General features: G+C 62.0%; 16 protein-coding genes. 12 read left to right on the forward strand and 4 right to left on the reverse strand.

What is annotated here, in order from left to right:
• Positions 1-7 precede the first annotated feature (7 nt).
• From dctP to D0544_RS13545, 5 genes are all read left to right on the forward strand, one after another.
• On the forward strand, positions 8-1,006 hold the full coding sequence (gene dctP, locus D0544_RS13525; RefSeq protein WP_125017008.1) for a TRAP transporter substrate-binding protein DctP: 999 nt from the start codon (positions 8-10) through the stop codon (positions 1,004-1,006).
• A gap of 92 nt (positions 1,007-1,098) precedes the next feature.
• Entirely contained in the window at positions 1,099-2,229 is a 1,131-nt protein-coding gene (locus D0544_RS13530; protein WP_125017010.1) for an NAD(P)/FAD-dependent oxidoreductase, read from the forward strand.
• The gene (locus D0544_RS13535) at positions 2,207-2,527 is read left to right on the forward strand and encodes a (2Fe-2S)-binding protein (protein WP_125017013.1); all 321 of its coding nucleotides are present in this window, start codon (positions 2,207-2,209) and stop codon (positions 2,525-2,527) included. Before D0544_RS13530 ends, D0544_RS13535 begins: the two co-directional genes overlap by 23 nt.
• Positions 2,524-3,948 (forward strand): FAD/NAD(P)-dependent oxidoreductase, encoded by a 1,425-nt coding sequence (locus D0544_RS13540; RefSeq protein WP_125017015.1) that lies wholly within the window; start codon positions 2,524-2,526, stop codon positions 3,946-3,948. Before D0544_RS13535 ends, D0544_RS13540 begins: the two co-directional genes overlap by 4 nt.
• 53 nt (positions 3,949-4,001) lie before the next feature.
• Positions 4,002-4,349, forward strand: coding sequence for a RidA family protein (locus D0544_RS13545; protein WP_125017017.1), 348 nt, complete (start codon positions 4,002-4,004; stop codon positions 4,347-4,349).
• A 99-nt stretch (positions 4,350-4,448) separates the two neighbouring features.
• Here D0544_RS13545 and msrB read toward each other — a convergent pair whose 3' ends face one another.
• The gene (gene msrB / locus D0544_RS17460; protein ID WP_125017019.1) at positions 4,449-5,636 is read right to left on the reverse strand and encodes a peptide-methionine (R)-S-oxide reductase MsrB; all 1,188 of its coding nucleotides are present in this window, start codon (positions 5,634-5,636) and stop codon (positions 4,449-4,451) included.
• 207 nt (positions 5,637-5,843) lie between these two features.
• Here msrB and D0544_RS13555 point away from each other — a divergent pair, with 207 nt between their 5' ends.
• The 6 genes from D0544_RS13555 (at position 5,844) to D0544_RS13580 (ending at position 11,697) form a co-directional block, all read left to right on the forward strand.
• A complete protein-coding gene (locus tag D0544_RS13555) occupies positions 5,844-6,557 on the forward strand; it encodes a response regulator transcription factor (protein ID WP_125017021.1) in 714 nt (237 codons plus the stop codon).
• Positions 6,551-8,026, forward strand: a complete 1,476-nt coding sequence (locus tag D0544_RS13560; RefSeq protein WP_125017023.1) for a sensor histidine kinase — start codon at positions 6,551-6,553, stop codon at positions 8,024-8,026. Before D0544_RS13555 ends, D0544_RS13560 begins: the two co-directional genes overlap by 7 nt.
• Before the next feature lie 29 nt (positions 8,027-8,055).
• On the forward strand, positions 8,056-8,946 hold the full coding sequence (locus tag D0544_RS13565) for a MaoC/PaaZ C-terminal domain-containing protein (RefSeq protein ID WP_125017025.1): 891 nt from the start codon (positions 8,056-8,058) through the stop codon (positions 8,944-8,946).
• A complete protein-coding gene (locus tag D0544_RS13570) occupies positions 8,943-9,554 on the forward strand; it encodes a LysE family translocator (RefSeq protein ID WP_125017027.1) in 612 nt (203 codons plus the stop codon). The genes D0544_RS13565 and D0544_RS13570 overlap by 4 nt, the downstream gene beginning before the upstream one ends.
• A 108-nt stretch (positions 9,555-9,662) precedes the next feature.
• Positions 9,663-10,091, forward strand: coding sequence for a c-type cytochrome (locus tag D0544_RS13575; RefSeq protein ID WP_243647339.1), 429 nt, complete (start codon positions 9,663-9,665; stop codon positions 10,089-10,091).
• A gap of 508 nt (positions 10,092-10,599) precedes the next feature.
• Entirely contained in the window at positions 10,600-11,697 is a 1,098-nt protein-coding gene (locus D0544_RS13580; RefSeq protein WP_125017031.1) for a polyamine ABC transporter substrate-binding protein, read from the forward strand.
• A gap of 15 nt (positions 11,698-11,712) precedes the next feature.
• Here the strand turns inward: D0544_RS13580 and D0544_RS13585 are convergent, their stop codons facing one another.
• Both D0544_RS13585 and rep read right to left on the reverse strand, forming a co-directional pair.
• The gene (locus tag D0544_RS13585; protein ID WP_125017033.1) at positions 11,713-12,144 is read right to left on the reverse strand and encodes a hotdog fold thioesterase; all 432 of its coding nucleotides are present in this window, start codon (positions 12,142-12,144) and stop codon (positions 11,713-11,715) included.
• A 91-nt stretch (positions 12,145-12,235) separates the two neighbouring features.
• Positions 12,236-14,248 carry a DNA helicase Rep gene (gene rep / locus D0544_RS13590; RefSeq protein ID WP_125017035.1) on the reverse strand — a complete coding sequence of 671 codons (2,013 nt, stop codon included), beginning with the start codon at positions 14,246-14,248 and terminating at the stop codon, positions 12,236-12,238.
• 271 nt (positions 14,249-14,519) lie between these two features.
• Here rep and D0544_RS13595 point away from each other — a divergent pair, with 271 nt between their 5' ends.
• Positions 14,520-16,283: a putative bifunctional diguanylate cyclase/phosphodiesterase gene (locus D0544_RS13595; RefSeq protein WP_125017037.1), complete on the forward strand. Its 1,764-nt coding sequence runs from the start codon at positions 14,520-14,522 to the stop codon at positions 16,281-16,283.
• Positions 16,284-16,289: 6 nt separating this feature from the next.
• Here D0544_RS13595 and D0544_RS13600 read toward each other — a convergent pair whose 3' ends face one another.
• A complete protein-coding gene (locus D0544_RS13600; RefSeq protein WP_125017039.1) occupies positions 16,290-17,792 on the reverse strand; it encodes a YifB family Mg chelatase-like AAA ATPase in 1,503 nt (500 codons plus the stop codon).
• Between the last annotated feature and the right edge of the window lie 10 nt (positions 17,793-17,802).

Genomic DNA, 17,802 nt, shown 5'->3' on the forward strand with positions numbered 1-17,802 from the left:
GAAGACCATGCATAATTCTTTAACCAAGAACCTGGCACTGGCGCTGTCACTGAGCCTGGGTGCTGTTGCAGTCGCGGAAGCGGCAACGTTGAAAATCAGTCATGTTCGTCCCCAGGGCGCGATCATTGACCAGGAGATCAACGCGTTCGCCAGTGAAGTCAATAAAGCCACTGACGGCGACCTCAAAATCAAGATCTATGCCGCCAGTGCGCTGGGTGATTACACCTCCGTCCAGGAACGTATTTCTGTGGGCGCGATTGATATGGCGGTCCAGCCTGCGGCTGCCGCGGCTGACCGTAAGATGCAAATCAGCTCCTTCCCCTATATCGCCGGCAACTGGGAGCAGGCACGTAAGATTTACGGTCCCAACGGGGCGATCTACAACACCATGAAGGAGCTGTACGCCAAGCAGGATATTACGATGCTGGCTGCCTATCCGGTTTATTTCGGCGGTATCGCCCTCAACCGTGAGGCCGTAGCTGCGGGTGACCCCAACGTGGCCAAAGGGATCAAAGTGCGCGTTCCCGGAATCAAGAGCTTCCAGCTGACCGGCGACGCTCTGGGTTACATCAGCTCCCCCATCCCCTTCTCTGAAGCCTTCACTGCCGTACAAACCGGTGTTGTCGATGGTGTCATCGGCTCCGGTGCAGAAGGCTACTACGCCTCCTTCCGTGATGTGACCAAGACTTACATTCCGATCAACACCCACTTTGAGGTGTGGTACATGATCATCAACTCGGAAACGCTGGCTGACATGGACGCAGATGATCGCCAGGCACTGCAACAGGCCGCCCTGGCATTCGAAGCCAATCGATGGGAGCGCGCCAAGTCGGACCAAGCCGCTTACGAGCAGAAACTGGCTGATAACGGAGCCACCATCGTTCGCCTGACAGACGACGAGCTGGAAGCCACGGCCCAGAAGGTGCGCACTGACGTTTGGCCACAGATCCTTGAGGATGTGGGTGCCGACTGGGGACAGAGCATCCTGGACCAGGCTGCCAACTGATCAGCACCCTGAACCAACCTGCCGGCCGCTTCCTGGCGACCGGCATTCAGGCCCCGTTGCAGGCCGAGTGATACCCCTTTGGAGAGAAGACCATGAACGCAGGATTGACACCTGGCTGCACGGATGCCGACGTGTCGGTTATCGGTGGTGGTTTGGTCGGTCTGGCGGTCGCGCTGGGTCTGCAGGATCATGGCCGACAAGTCGCAGTCATTGATGAGGGTGACATAGCCCTTCGTGCCTCGCGAGGTAACTTTGGTTTGGTGTGGGTTCAAGGCAAGGGCGACAGCTGCCCTGACTACGCCCGCCTGACTCGCCAATCCGCCAGGCAGTGGCGCCGATTTGCCGACGGCCTGACCGATGCTACCGGTATCGATATACAGCTATCACAGGTGGGTGGGCTCTACATCTGCCTCACCGAAGAGGAGTTGCAGCAGCGCCAGCAGATGCTCAGTTCGATGCGCGACGCCCTCGGTGGTGACTATCCCTTTGAGGTACTGGATCACAGTGCACTGAAAGCCAGGGTCAGGGAGATCGGTCCCACCGTGGCCGGCGCGACCTGGGGGCCGGAAGACGGCCACGTCAACCCGCTCTTTTTGCTGCGGGCGATGGTGGAGCGATTCCTGAAACGCGGTGGCCAGTTGCTCACCTGTGGCCCGGTTTCCCGTATTACCCCGGTTAACGGCGGCTTTGAAGTCCTGGCGGGAGACCACCGGATCGGGTGCTCCAAGGTGGTACTGGCCGCAGGGCTGGGCAACAAAGCCTTGGCTCCACAGGTCGGGTTATTCGCACCCCTTGAACCCAACCGCGGCCAGGTGCTGATTGCTGAAAGGGTACGCCACTTTCTCGACTACCCTACCGGCCACGTCCGCCAAACGGCCGAAGGCACCATACAGTGCGGCGATTCAAAGGAGGATGTCGGCTTTGATTGTGGCACCACTACCGACGTACTGGCCGCTATCGCCGCCCGTGCGGTACGTATGTTCCCACTGTTGGCGCAGGTTCGGCTGGTACGCTCCTGGGGAGCGTTGCGGGTTATGACGCCGGATGGCTATCCCATCTATCAACAGTCCGAACAGTACCCTGGCGCTTACCTGGTGACATGCCACAGTGGCGTCACCCTGGCGGCAGCCCATGCCGGTCCGATTGCGACCTGGATCGAGAACGGACAGCAACCTGACGAATTTTCACTGGAGACTTTTCATGGCCAGCGATTCAGCGTTTAAGCGCTTGCCGGCAAACCCGGCTGACGCGGTTGAGATTTGGGTCGAGGGGCAGGCCGTTACCGCGCGTGCCGGCGATAGCGTGGCGGCCGCGGTATTAGCGGCTGGACTCGGACCGACACGCACCACACCCGTGTCAGGCAGCCCGCGGGCGCCTTACTGCATGATGGGCGTGTGTTTCGAGTGCCTGATGGAGATTGATGGCCAACCAAACACCCAGGGCTGCATGATCCTGGTGACTGACGGCATGAAGGTCAGCTTTCAACGGGGTGCCCGTGATATCCCGGAGTGTAGCGCATGACCGAATCACATTACGACCTGGTGATCGTCGGCGCTGGCCCTGCGGGTATGGCGGCCGCCATTGACTCAGCCAGGGCTGGCCTCAGAGTCGCCCTGCTCGACGAGCAACAGACCGCCGGAGGCCAGATTTATCGGCGTGTGGGCAGCCCTGCCCTGCGTGATCGCAAGATCCTTGGTCCCGACTATTACTACGGCGAGAAGCTGGTAGACAGCTTCCAGCGCTGCTCTATCGACCATATTCGTGGAGCCAGTGTGTGGGAGGCGGAAGCGGACCAACTCTGTTTCTCTGTCGACGGCGGTAGCCACCGATTAACCTTCGATGCCCTGCTACTGGCAACTGGAGCACAGGAGCGACCGGTTCCGTTCCCGGGCTGGACCGCACCCGGTGTAATGACCTGTGGTTCCGCCCAGATTATGTTTAAGACCAGCGGCCTGGCCCCCGCCGTTCCCGTGGTCATCGCCGGTAGTGGTCCGCTGCTGTTGCTGGTGGCTTGCCAGCTGGTGCGTGCCGGCGTCCCGGTAGAGGCGGTGCTGGATACGACCCCCGGCAGCCACTACCGCGAAGCCCTGGCAGAGCTTGGCGGTGCATTGCGCGGATGGCGATATTTGCTGAAGGGGGTCCGGTTACTCGCCGAGTTGCGACAGGCGGGTGTGCCACTGATCAAAAATGTCCGTCAATTACAGGCCCTCACCGGTTCAGACGGGCAACTGGAGCGTGTTGAATATAGCCATCGCGGCCGCCGCTATAGCCGCGTATGCAAAACACTACTGGTTCACCAGGGTGTGGTGCCCAATGTTCAATTGAGCCGCTCCATGGGCTTGGAGCACTTCTGGAGTGAGCAACAGCAGTGCTGGCTGCCCCGCTGTGACCTATGGGGCGAGTCTTCCATGGCCGGCATCTACATCGCTGGTGATGGCGGCGGTATCGGGGGGGCTCTGGCGGCAGAGCTGCAAGGGCGCCTGAGCGCCTGCGCCATAATCCACCGGTTGGGGCGAATCAACCAGGGTGAACGAGACGAGCAGGCGCGGGGGCTGCGCCGCCAGCTTGATCAGCAATTGGCTATACGCCCCTTTCTTGACCGCCTGTACCGGCCCGCCGCTGAGTTTTTACATCCGGCGGATGAAACGCTTGTGTGCCGTTGTGAAGAGGTTAGCGCCGGAGAGATTCGCCGTATTGCTGGCCAGGGCTGTGCCGGACCTAACCAGGCCAAGGCGTTTAGCCGTGCCGGCATGGGGCCCTGCCAGGGCCGATTATGCGGATTGACCGTGTCGCAGTTGATCGCCGAAGTGCACCAGTTGCCGATTGAAGAGGTGGGGTATTACCGGGTGCGCGCTCCGATTAAGCCCGTCACCCTGGGGGAACTCGCAACAATGGCCCCCCAATCCTCTCATCATGGCGCGGGAGAGGTCGCAGAAAAGTGATCCGGATACTGTGTCTTTAAAATCCCCAAAACATTTCCAATTGAGTACTTATTATGTCTATTGATCGTTATCAAACCAGTGCTCGCATGAGCAAAATTGTTGTCCACAACCAGACGGTTTACCTCTGTGGCCAGGTGGCTGAAGATCGGAGTGCTGATATTACCCATCAGACCCAAACCATGCTGGCCAAGGTCGATGAGCTGTTGCAGTCGGTGGGCAGTAGCCGCGAAAAAATGCTGAGCGCCACGGTCTATCTAAAATCGATGGAGGATTTTGCCGCCATGAACGCGGTATGGGATGCGTGGGTACCCGAGGGCTACGCACCCGCCCGAGCCTGTGTTGAGGCCGCTATGGCGAGTCCGGAGTTAAAGGTGGAGATATCGGTTACAGCTGCCCTGTGACTGGTCCGTAGGGAGCATCTAGCGAGCCCTTAAGTGGCACTCTGTTGACCTTGTTACAGGTTGCACAGAATGCCACTGACTCAGGTTTTTACAGACTCGTTACTGGAACAGGTGGCTGTACTGGCCGTACCCTTCCTCTGCCAGGCGCTCCTTGGGAATAAAGCGCAGCGCCGCCGAGTTGATGCAATAGCGCAGGCCCGTGGGGGCGGGGCCGTCGTCAAAAACATGGCCCAGATGGGAGTCGCCGTAGCGGCTACGCAGTTCGGTGCGGGGCATGATCAGCTTGAAGTCCGTTTTTTCCACGATCAGCTCTTTATGCAGGGGCTGGGTGAAGCTGGGCCATCCACTTTGGGAGTCGTATTTGTCGAGGGAGGAGAACAGCGGCTCTCCACTCACCACATCGACATAAATACCCGCCTGCTTGTTGTCCCAAAACTCGTTGCGAAAGGGGGGCTCGGTACCCTCCTCCTGGGTCACTTTGAACTGCAGGGGCGTCAGGCGTTGGCGTAAGGTCGGTTCGTCGGGTTTGGTGAACTGCTCAAAGTCACTCATGGTCAGGTTACCTTTTGCTGGTGATGCCATCGGCATTGTGCCCATGGACTCGCTCTTCATGGCACCGGTTTTCATCATCTGTCCCGGAGTGTATTTGAGCTCTTCTCCCCAGGTTTGTTCCAGGTACTGGTCGCGGCCCGAGTTGTAGCGGTAGAACTTGTAGCGGATCGGGTTGGTGGCGTAGTAGTTCTGGTGGTATTCCTCCGCAGGCCAGAAGCGCTCATGGTTGCGCACGATGTCCGGCAGGATCGGCTTGGAGTAGCGTCCGGAGGCATTCATCTGGGCTACCGACTGCTCGGCGGCTGCACGCTGCTCGTCATTATGGACGAAGATAAAGGGGCGGTAATGGTAACCGCGGTCGACAAACTGGCCACCGCCATCGGTGGGGTTGATCTCGCGCCAGAAGATCTGCAGCAGGTCGTCGTAGCTGATTTTAGCCGGATCGTAGTACACCTCCACGGCTTCTACATGGCCGGTTTTACCGCTGGAAACCTGCTTGTAGGTGGGATTGTCCACATGGCCACCGACGTAGCCGGAGATCACCTCGGTGACACCCGGGTATTTCTCGAAGGTGGATTCGGTGCACCAGAAGCAGCCACCGGCAAAGGTGGCAACTGCGCCCTGGCCCGCCATGCTGGCGTCCATCCCCTGGCCGCTGGACTGGTGCGAAGTGCTGTAGACGCTGCCGGCAAGCACAAGCAGGGCGGCGGCGCCGAGGCTGATAAGGTGTTTCATGCTGGATCTCCTGTTACGGGCAGGTTCAGGTTGGCCCGTTAGTAACCAGTGTGCACAAGCGGTGGGGCGGGGGAAAGGGGTGGCCGTACGGTTTTATGGAATCATGACATCTCGTGACAGAATCGTGATAACTTCCCCTCAGGTCTAAACCATACTGGTGGCTAAGGGCCCCGCGGGGACCTCCCAATCCACCGGCCTGAGGGCGGCATGACAAAACGGATTCTGGTGATCGAGGACGATCCCGATATCAACAAACTGGTGGCGATGAACCTGGCCGATGCCAACCACGAGGTCGACAGCTGCGCCGATGGGACCGAGGGGTTGGAGCGTGCCCTCGCGGGCGATTACGACTTGCTGGTACTGGACCTGATGCTGCCGGGTATCGACGGCCTCGAACTCTGCCGCCGCCTGCGCTCAGCGCGGCGAACCCTGCCCATACTGATGCTGACCGCCCGCGACTCGGAGGCAGACCGGGTCGTGGGGTTGGAGATGGGGGCCGACGACTACCTCACAAAACCCTTTTCGGTTCGTGAGCTGCAGGCCAGGGTCAAGGCGCTGTTGCGTCGGGTAGAGATGCTCAGCCAGCGCGACGATGCCGAGGTGCAGCCGATCAAGATCGGGCAGCTGTCGATCGACCCTCTCCGGCGGCGGGTGGAGATGGCGGGGCAGGAGGTGGAGCTGACCGCGACCGAATTTGACCTGCTGCTCTATCTGGCGAGCCAGCCGGGGACCGTATTCAGCCGTACCGAGTTGCTCGATGGAGTGTGGGGTTACCAGCACAGTGGTTACGAACACACCGTCAATTCTCACATTAACCGCCTGCGCAACAAGCTGGAGTCGACTCCCTCCGAGCCCCGCTATGTGCTCACCGTGTGGGGGGTGGGCTACAAGCTGTGCGATGCGCCGGGGCCCCCATGCTGAAGCGCTTCGCCACCTTCTACAGCAAGCTGTCGCTGGCCCTGTTGGCGAGCTTTCTGCTGCTGGTGGTGCTGATGATGGCCCTGGCCCAGCAGCTCAGCCGTACTTACCAGGATGAAGTGGAGCAGCGTCTGCATAGGGACCTGGCCCGCCACATCGTGCAGGATTACCCCCTGGTGAAGGGGGGGGAGGTCGACCGGGTCGCCCTGCGCGAGCGCTTCCACTCGATGATGATCCTGGGTCCAAGTTTCGAGTTTTACCTGCTTGACCCCGCGGGGGAAGTGACCACTTACTCAGCCGATGATGCGCGCATCAAAAGACGGACCCTCAGCCTGGAGCCGATCCAGGCGTTTCTGTCCGCGAGCCGTATGCTCCCGATCAAAGGGGACGATCCCCGCTCAGTGGCGCGACGTAAGGTATTTTCGGCCGCCGAGATTCGCGACGGGGAGCGCCTGTTGGGTTACCTCTATATCATCATCGGCGGAGAAGCCTACGACGATCTGATGGCGCTCTTGCAACAGAGCCACATCGTCAAACTGGGGGTCTGGGGCGCACTGGCGGCGTTGGCCTTCGGCCTGGTGGTGAGCCTGCTGCTGTTTGCCCTGCTGACCCGGCCGCTCAGGCGGCTGTCGCGGGAGATGAGCCAGTACCGGCAGCGGGGGTTCGAGCAGGTGGTGCCGCCCCCCGGGCAGTGGTCCGCCGATAGCCCCGACGAGATCGAGCGCCTGGGGGCGACCTTCAACGAGCTGGTGGGGGTGCTGGAGCAGCAGTACTTGAGGGTCAAGGGCAGTGATGCCCTGCGCCGCGAGCTGGTCTCCTACATCTCCCACGACCTGCGCACCCCATTGGCCGCCCTGTTGGGCTACCTGGAGACCTGGCAGATTCGTCACGCCGATGCCGACGGGGCGGATCTGGTCCGGGTGGCGCTGGACAACGCCTACCGGGTCAGCGCGCTGGTGGAGCAGCTGTTTGAGCTGGCCCACCTCGACAGTGCCGACAGCGCGGTGCATGCCGAGCCGGTGGCGATCGCCGAGCTGGTGCAGGACCTGCTGCAGAAACTGGCGCTGCAGGCATCGGAGCGCGGGATCGAGCTGTCGGTCGAGCCCCGCGACCCCTCACTGCAGTTGATGGCGGATATCGAAAAGCTGGAGCGAGTGCTGACTAACCTGCTGGATAACGCCATCAGGCACTGTCAGCGAGGGGATCGGGTCTGGGTCCGGATCGAGGCCCAGCCCGGGGGGCTGGAGGTGAGCGTGTGCGACAGTGGGCGTGGCATCCCCGCCGAGGAGCTGCCCCGTATCTTTGAGCCTCACTACCGGGGCACCAACGCCGCCACCGGCAAACTGGGCAACAGTGGTCTGGGGTTGGCGATCAGTCGCCGTATCCTGCAGCTCCACGGCAGCGATATCGGGGTCGAGAGCCGCCTGGGGGAGGGCAGCCGCTTCTTCTTTGTGTTACCGTTTGCGCCCTGAATCAAGCCCATCCGAAGGACCCACACCCCGTGCTACTGGACCGCATGCCCTCGCTGCCCCTACTGCTTGCGCGTATCCTGCTGCGCCGCAAAGCCCCCTATCAGGGGCAGCCGCTGCCGCCGGGCCGGGTACGGGTGGAGGGGATTCGCATTAACCCCGCTCACCTTGAGCGCTACCGCCGCCTGATCCAGTGTGTCGAAGGCGATGCCGGTGTGCCACTGTGTTACCCTCACCTGCTGAGCTTCCCCCTGCAGTTAAGCCTGATCACGGTGCCGGCGTTCCCGCTGCCTCTGCTGGGGCTGGTACACCTGCGTAACCGTATCCGGGCCTATAGGGCGATCAATCCCCATGCGCCGGTGCAGCTGGAGAGCTGGCTGCAGGGTCAGAACCCGACCGAGCGGGGGCTGGAATTCGAGCTCTGTACCCGGCTGGAGCAGGGAGGCGAGCGGGTGTGGGAGAGTTGCAGTGTTAACCTCTACCGTAGCCGCACAGCCCCCCGGGCCGCTCGTGTCGCCGACCGGCTGAGTCCGTTGGGCTGCCGCGGGCGCTGGGAGTTACCCGCCAACCTGGGTCGCCGCTACGCCCGCCTTGCCGGTGACTATAACCCCATCCACCTGTTTGGACTGAGTGCCCGCCTGTTCGGTTTTCCCCGTGCCCTGATCCATGGCATGTGGAGCAAGGCCCGCTGCATCACCAGCCTGCAGGACGCGGTGGCCGAGCTGGGGGAGGCGCTGGAGGTGAGTTGTGAGTTCAAGACCCCGCTGTTTCTTCCGGGGGAGGCGCTGATGAGCTGGCAGGTGGGGAGTGAGGGTGGCGTGGATTTCCTGTTGCAGGATGGGGCCGGGGTCAGGCCTCACCTGAAGGGGGTTATGCGCGCGCTGAATCCCGGGGTTGGGGCGATCGCGGAGGGGGCATCATGACGCTGGCGGCCTGGTTGGCACTGGCGGGGGTCTGTTTGTTGGGGGCGGTCTCCCCCGGCCCGAGCCTGGCGGTGGTGTTGCGCCACACCCTGAACCATTCACGGGCCCACGGCATGGCGGTGGGGGTGGCCCATGCCCTGGGGGTCGGAGGCTACGCCCTGCTGTCGGTGACCGGGCTGGCGGCGCTCTTTGCCCACTACCCCCTGGCGCAACAGCTGTTGGGGTGGGGGGGCGCCGCGTACCTGGCCTGGCTGGGGATCAAGGCCCTTCGGTCGGAGGGCAGTATCGGTCCGTCGGGCACTGGCTCCGTCGGCCAGCACTGGCGGCAGGCGGCCCGGGATGGGTTGATGATCTCGCTGCTCAACCCCAAGCTGATGATCTTTTTCGTCGCCCTTTTCAGCCAGTTTGTGGAGGCGGATACCCCGTTCTGGGTAGGGGTAGTGATGGTGTTGACCCCCACCCTGATCGATGGCGGCTGGTACTGCCTTGTGGCTGTGTTGCTGTCGCACCGGTCGGTGCTGGAGCGCCTGCGGGCGCGGGCGCAGTTGATCGACCGGGTGACCGGGGTGTTCCTGCTGCTGCTGGCGCTACGGGTGGTGACCCTCTGAGCCGCCTGCTTTGTGGTGCGTAGAGAATGGTCTATAATCGCCCCTGCAAAAAAATCCATATGATCAAATAATGGTCAAACACTTTTAAAATTGATGAGGGGAAGCTGCGTGGCTTTAGCAATTGAGATGTTGAAAAAAGGTGCCTTTGGCGCACTCTGTATCGCCGGTCTGCTGCTGACTTCTGCCAGCCAGGCGGATGAAGCCATTGCCGAGCGAATCAAGCCTGTGGGCGAGGTCTGCGTTCAGGGCGATGCCTGTGCCTCTGGTGGCGCGGCGACCGCTGCGGCAGGGCGCAGTGGCCAGGATGTCTACAATGCAGCCTGTGCGGCTTGCCATGGAACCGGTGTGCTGGGTGCTCCCAAGCAGGGTGACACCGCTGAGTGGAAGGCCCGTGCCGATAAGGCCGGCGGTTTCGACCAGCTGCTCGCCCACGCCATCAATGGTATCAACGCGATGCCTCCCCGTGGCGGCTGTGGCGCCTGCTCCGACGATGAAATCGGCTCTGCCATTGAGTTTATGAGCGGCCTGTCCCGCTAAACCCGGACCGACCGATAAAACCTCCCCCGGTCCCCCGGCGGGAGGTTTTTTTATGTACAGGATGTACGGTAGATCGCGGGAGCCAGGGATGGTGTGAGCGATCAAGGGACGGGCGGGCCGATAGCTGCGCTCCTGCGCAATCGGCACTCCTGACATCCCTGTCAGTCGTAGATCGCGGGAGCCAGGGATGGCGTGAGCGATCAAGGGACGGGCGGGCCGATAGCTGCGCTCCTGCGCAATCGGCACTCCTGACATCCCTGTCAGTCGTAGATCGCGGGAGCCAGGGATGGTGTGAGCGATCAAAGGATGGGTGGGCCGCTGTACACCACCGGCACTTCCGGTTTGAGCGCGCACGATCGCTTTTTATTCCGGGCGCTATTCTGGCCGGCTTTGATTTTGCGTCGACAGGGGCGCGCTTTGAACTAGTCTGGAAAGGGGACTTGGCGGACCACTTAAGCGGTCATCCAGTGGCCCGGATCCTGGGTAAACAGCGAAGGAAACCTACACCATGCAGAGACTCTATCGATGGGGAGCCGTGGTGCTGCCCGCGTTGCTGGCCGCGCCCCTTGCCTGGGCCGAGGCGCAGGTCAACGTCTACAACTGGAATGATTACATTGCCGAGGACACCATCGCCAATTTCGAGGCCCGCACCGGTATCAAGGTGGTCTACGACCTGTTCGATGCCAACGAGGTACTGGAGGCCAAGCTGCTGACCGGCAACTCCGGCTATGACCTGGTGGTTCCCTCGGACAACTTCATGGCCAAGCAGATCCAGGCCGGCATCTACCTGCCTCTGGACAAGAGCAAGATCCCCAACCTGAAAAACCTCAACCCCAAGTTGATGGCCGAGTTGGCGGAGGTGACCGATCCGGGCAACCGCTATGGTGTACCCTATCTGTGGGGCACCACCGGCCTGGGTTACAACGTCGACAAGGTAAAGGCGGTGCTGGGGGATGACGCGCCGGTCGATAGCTGGGCGCTGGTGTTTGAGCCCCGGTACATGGAAAAGCTGGCCGGGTGTGGCGTCAGCTTTATGGACTCCCCCGCCGAGATGATGCCATTGGCATTGACCTATCTGGGGCTGGACCCCAATAGCCTGAGTGCGGGCGATTATGAGAAGGCGGCGGCCCTGATGCAGTCGGTACGCCCCTACATCACCTATTTCCACTCCTCCAAGTACATCACCGACCTGGCCAACGGGGACACCTGCGTTGCCGTGGGTTGGTCCGGCGATGTGCTACAGGCGGCCGACCGGGCTGAGGAGGCGGGCAATGGGGTGAATGTGGCTTACAGCATCCCCTTGGAGGGGGCTCCGATCTGGTTCGACCTGCTCGGCATCCCCAAGGATGCGCCCAACGCGGATAATGCCCATCGCCTGATCAACTACCTGCTGGAGCCTGAGGTGATGGCGGGTATTGTCAACTATGTGGCCTACGCCACCGCCAACGATGCTGCCATTGCGCTGGTGGATGAGGCGATCCGCACCGACCAGGGCATCTTCCCGCCCCCTGAGGTGATGGGCAAACTCTTTATCCACCGGCCGGTACTGCGCAAGATCGAGCGCCTGCAAACCCGGCTCTGGACCCGCCTCAAGTCCGGTCAATAAGCGCTGGCCGGGGTCTCAGGCCCCGGCCTCCCTTTTCAGGACCGCCATGGTCAAGCGCGAGATGCAGACCGCTTTGCCCTGGTCGTTGTGCATTTGAATCTCCCACACCTGGGTCGAGCGCCCCACATGGATGGCCCGCGCGGTACCGGTGAGGGTCCCTTTGCGCATGCTGGAGAGGTGGTTGGCGTTGATCTCCAGCCCCACGCAGTAGCAGTCGGGGTCGGCAGCCAGATTGGCCGCGGTGCTGCCCAGGGTTTCGGCCAGCACCACCGAGGCCCCGCCGTGCAGGATACCGAAGGGCTGGTGGGTGCGGGGGTCGACCGGCAGGGTGCCGACCAGGTAATCATCGCCGAGCTCGGTCATTTCGATCCCCAGGTGGCTCACCAGGGTGTTGTCCGACTGCTGGTTCAGTTGCTCGAGGGTCAGCGGGGTTTTCCAGATACTCATCGATAGGCTCCACAGAAAGGTGGATCGATTCAAGCAGGAAGCCCCTTGCCTGCGCAACCACTCGTTGGAGTGATACTTATTCGCAGGCTCCCTAGCGGTTGAGCAGCTGGCGCATGGCGCTCAGGTGGCTGTTGGCGTTGGCCTGTTTCTGCTCAGGGGAGGCGGTTTCACCCCAGCCCTCGCGAATCAGGTCTTCGGGGGGGAGCTCGTCGAGGAAGCGGCTGGGGGTAGTGTCGAAGATCTCCCCATACTGTTTGCGCATCCCGGCGAGGGTGAGGGTGAGGGTCTGGCGGGCACGGGTGATGCCGACGTAGGTGAGGCGACGCTCCTCTTCGATATTGTCCTCCTCAATACTGGTGCGATGGGGCAGCAACTCCTCCTCCATCCCCACCATAAACACATGAGGATACTCCAGCCCCTTGGAGGCGTGCAGGGTCATCAGCTGCACCCGGTCAGCGTCGTCCTCCTCCTCCTGGCGCTCCAGCATATCCCGCAGCACCAGGCGGGCGATGGCATCCTCGAAGCCCATCTCCTCATCCTCGGCTTTGGCCAACGTCTGCTGCAGCGCTTCCAGCAGGAACCAGACGTTGCCCATCCGCTTCTCGGCAATCAGGTCGTTGCTGCAGTGTTGGGCGATGTAGGTTTCGTAATCGCAGTCGTAGATCATCTCGCGAATCGCGGCGATGGGGTCGTCGGTGTAGCAGCGCTTGGAGACGCCCTCGATCCACTCGGAGAAGGTGCGCAGTTTTTCGAGGTGGCGCCCCCCCAGGTGTTGCTCCACCCCCAGCTCGTCGATGGCGGCGAACAGGCTGACGTGACGCTCATTGGCGTAGTTACCCAGCTTCTCAAGGGTGGAGGGGCCGATCTCACGACGGGGTACGTTGACGATGCGCAGGAAGGCGTTGTCGTCGTCACGGTTAATCAGCAGCCGCAGGTAGGCCATGATGTCCTTCACCTCGGCGCGGGAGAAGAAGGAGGTGCCACCATTGATGTGATAAGGAATCTGGTGGTGCTGCAGTTTCAGCTCCAGCAGGCGCGACTGGTGGTTGCCGCGGTAGAGGATGGCGTAGTCCTTATACTGGGTGCCCTTTTTCAGGCGCTGGCTAACGATCTCGGTCGCCACCCGCTCCGCCTCCGCTTCGTCGTTGCGGCAGCGCAGCACCCGGATCTCCTCCCCCATCCCCAGCTCACTCCAGAGACGCTTCTCGAACACATGGGGGTTGTTGTCGATCAGGGTGTTGGCCGCCTTGAGAATGCGGCTGGTGGAGCGGTAGTTCTGCTCCAGCTTGATCACCCGTAGAGAGGGAAAATCTTCCTTCAGTTGCACCAGGTTCTCCGGTCGTGCCCCGCGCCAGGCGTAGATCGACTGGTCGTCGTCCCCCACCACGGTAAAGCGGGCCCGTTGCCCCACCAGTTGCCTGACCAGCAGGTACTGGCTGGCGTTGGTGTCCTGGTATTCGTCGACCAGCAGATAGCGAATGCGGTTCTGCCACTTCTCGAGGATGTCGGGACGGGTCTGGAACAGTTTTACCGGCAGCAGGATCAGGTCGTCGAAATCGACAGAGTTGTAGGCCTTGAGGGTACGGTCGTAATGGTGGTAAACCCGCGCCGCCACCTGCTCACTGGGACCGCGGGCGTTGGCCAGCGCCTGCTCGGGGGTGACCATGTCGTTCTTCCAGTTGGAGATCATGTGCTGGATCTGGTCGGTCTGCTCCTCCTCCCCCTGGTCATCCTTGAGCATCAGGTCGCCGATCAGGGTCTGGGCGTCCTGGGCATCGAAGATCGAAAAGGTGCTCTTGTAACCCAGGGCCTGGTGCTCCTTGCGGATGATATTGAGCCCCAGGTTGTGGAAGGTGGAGACCGTCAGGCCACGCGCGGCTGCCCCTTTCACCAGTTTGCCGACCCTCTCCTTCATCTCCCGCGCCGCCTTGTTGGTAAAGGTAACGGCCACGATGTTGCTGGCCTTGAAGCCGCACTGCTGGATCAGGTAGGCGATCTTGGTGGTGATCACACTGGTTTTGCCGCTGCCGGCACCAGCCAGCACCAGCAGGGGGGAATCGATATAGTGCACCGCCTGGTGCTGGCGCTCATTAAGGTGGTTCACGGCGGTCCGGGTCAAAGGGAAGGGCGCGATATTTTAACAGGTTGCGACGCTGAAAAGCAGAACCTGTGAGGGGTAGAGGAGGGGAAGTTCGACTCTTTGATTTCGTTAGTTATTTAACATTTTATTTATTTTTCCCTTGTATCGACTTGTTTGTATTGAAAAAAACTAAATTAATCCGGTACTGTTGTCTTCTTTGGATGGATTCCTCAGGAGCTGGCGTGGAGTGCCAGAACGATAGTTTTTAACTCATTTGATAACTAAAGGTGGTCGTTTGTCCCCTCATCGCGACGCAGGGAGTCCCTCCCTTAACCTACTGCTGATCAGCACCGATCAGCAGCGGTTTCTGTTGTTGCGACAGCTGCTCGCCAGCCATGTCGACACCACCGATTGCCAGCTTTACTGGTGTCCCTCGGTACCCGGTGCCCTGGCGCACCTGGAGGGGTTTGACTGCGACCTCTTGCTGGTGGATGAGTCCACCAGCCAGGAGGGGGTTGAGGCCCTCGGTAGCGCCCTCAATGCCATGGCCGATCCCTGCCCGGTGGTGTTGCTGGGAGAGGGGGGCGACAGCGCGTTGACCAACAGCGACCGCCAGGTGGTCGACCTGCTGCCGGACAGGGCCCTGAATGCCGAACTGCTGGCACGGGTGATTCACTACAGCTGTGAGCTGAACCGTTGCCGCCTGCAGATGGACCAGCAGGCGCAGGTCGACCCCCTCACCAATCTGCCCAACCGCATTCTGTTCCGTGACCGCCTGCAACGCGCCATCGCCCGGGCCGACCGCGATGGGAGTAGCTTTGTGCTGCTGGTGGTGGACCTGGACGAATTCCGCAAGGTCAACGAATCCTTCGGTCAGGAGGCCGGAGACCAGCTGATCTGCAAGGTGACCGAACGCCTGCAGGCCTCCATGCGCCGTACCGATACCCTGGCCCGTACCTCCGGGGATGAGTTCTCCATCATCATGGAGCACATGCCCAATTCGGCGGAGATGCTGCGGGCCGTCAAGAAACTGGTGGATGCCATCGCCACCCCGATCGAGATCGGCGAGCACCTGGTGTCGGCCAAGTGCAGCGTCGGCATCAGCAGTTACCCCGAGGGGGGGACCGACCTGGCGGGGCTGGTGCATAACGCCGAGCTGGCGATGAAAGAGGCCAAAAAGCAGCTCGGTAGCAGCTACCAGTTTTATACCGAAGAGATGAAAGTCGAGGCGATGGGGCAGCTCTACCTGGAGGCGGAGCTGAGGCGTGCGATCCGGCTGCAGGAACTGAGGCTCTACTACCAGCCCCGCATTGATGTGGCCACCGAGCGGCTGGTGGGGGTGGAGGCGCTGGTGCGCTGGCAACACCCCACCCGTGGCCTGCTGTCACCGGCGGAGTTTATCCCGCTGGCCGAGGAGAGCGGGCTGATTGTGCCGATCGGATACTGGGTGGTCTACCAGGCCTGCAAGGATCTCGGGGTGCTCACCGCCGCCGGGCATAGCGACCTGCACGTGGCGGTCAACCTCTCCTTCCGCCAGTTCCGCGACGAGCGGCTGCAGGATACCCTGATCCATATCCTCAACGAGGCCAGGGTGGACATGGGGCGGCTGGAGTTCGAGCTCACGGAAACTGCGGTCATGCAGGACCCGGCCCGGGTGAGCGGGGTGATGAGGTCCCTCAATGAGCTGGGTATCCAGTTTTCCCTCGACGATTTTGGCTCCGGTTACTCCTCCTTCTCCCACCTGCAGCAGTTGCCGATCCAGACCCTGAAGATCGACCGTGGTTTTATCAGCGACCTGCAATCCAATACCGACAACCAGGTGATAGTGCGGGCCATGATCAGTCTCGCCCATAAGCTCAACCTGCAGGTGGTGGCCGAAGGGGTCGATCACCTCTCCCAGGTGGGTTTTTTGCGGGGCGAAGCCTGTGACCAGATCCAGGGTTTTCTCTACAGCCAGCCGATCCCACTGAACGCCCTGATGACCCTGCTCGAAAGCGACGACCATATCCGTCGCCTGCTGAACGACCCCCAGGTTGCCCTGGAGTCGATCGGCCTCTAGCCGGCCTTAGCCCGGCGGGCGATCCAGCTGGCGAAATCCCAGTGCTTCATTGAGGTGGTGCTCCTCCAGCGACCCCGTCTGCTCCATATCCCCCAGGGTTCGGGCCATGCGCAATACCCGGTGGTAGGCGCGTCCCGACAACCCCAGCTGCTCAATCGCCCGCTCCAGCAGGCGGCTCTGGGAGGGTTCGAGGGCGCACACCCGCATCAGGCTGCGGTTATCCAGTGCCGAATTGAGGCATCCCTGGCGCTCGAACTGAAACCGGTGACAGGCGCTGACCCGGTCGCGAACGGCGCTTGAGGGCTCTCCCCGGTAAGCATCAAGCTGTGCCAGCGCGCTGGCGGGCAGTCGTCCCAGCTCTACCTGCAGGTCGATACGGTCGAGCAGCGGGCCGGAGAGCTTCTGTTGATAACGCTCCAGTTGCGCCGTGGTGCAGCGGCAGGGGCGTTCGCTGTCTCCGCGGTAGCCGCAGGGGCAGGGATTCATGGCCGCGACCAGCTGGAAACGGGCCGGAAAAGTGACCTGCCGGGCCGCGCGGGAGATCACAATCTCCCCCGACTCCAGCGGCTCACGCAGCACCTCCAGCACCCGACGATCAAACTCAGGCAGCTCGTCGAGAAACAGCACCCCGCGATGGGCGAGGGAGATCTCTCCCGGCCGCGGATTACCGCCTCCGCCCACCAGGGCCACCGAAGAGGCGCTGTGATGGGGGGCGCGAAAGGGGCGTTGCCCCAGGGCCAGGGGGTGACCGCTGGCGATGGAGTAGAGGTTGGCGACCTGTAACGCCTCCTCACGCTCCAGCGCCGGCAGGATACCGGGCAGGCGGCTGGCGAGCATGGTCTTGCCGGTACCCGGCGGGCCATAGAGCAGTAGGCTGTGGCCACCGCTGGCCGCGACCTCCAGTGCGCGCCGTCCCTGGAACTGTCCCACCAGGTCGCTGAGGCAGGGTCCCGGGTGGCCATCGGCCATGGCAGGGGGCGGGCAGGGGGGCAGCGGCTGGCCTTCGGTTAGGGCGCGGCACAGGGCCAGCAGGTGGGGAGCACAGCGAATACGAGGGGATTGCAGCAGCGCTCCCTCGGCGGCATTGGCGACGGGGATCAGCATACAGCGCCCCGCCTGTTCCGCCGCCATCATGGCGCTTAGGGCTCCGCTGCAGGCGCGCAGCTCACCCGACAGGGCCAGTTCGCCGAGCAGTTCGTACCCCTCAAGCGCCACCCCCGACAGCTGGTCCGAGGCGGCCAGTATGCCGATCGCCATCGGCAGATCGTAGCGCCCCCCCTCCTTGGGGAGGTCGGCGGGGGCCAGGTTAATGGTGATACGGCGGGTGGGGAACTGGAAGCCGCTGTTGAGGAGCGCGCTGCGCACCCGGTCCTTGGCCTCCTTTACCGAACTTTCGGGTAACCCGACGATTGACAGCGAGGGGAGTCCGTTGGAGAGATGGGTTTCCACCGTGACCAGGGGGGCATCCACCCCCACCCGGGCCCGGGTATATACAATCGAGAGCGACATAAACCTTCCC

The organism is Aestuariirhabdus litorea (assembly GCF_003864255.1).
Lineage (GTDB): Bacteria > Pseudomonadota > Gammaproteobacteria > Pseudomonadales > Aestuariirhabdaceae > Aestuariirhabdus > Aestuariirhabdus litorea.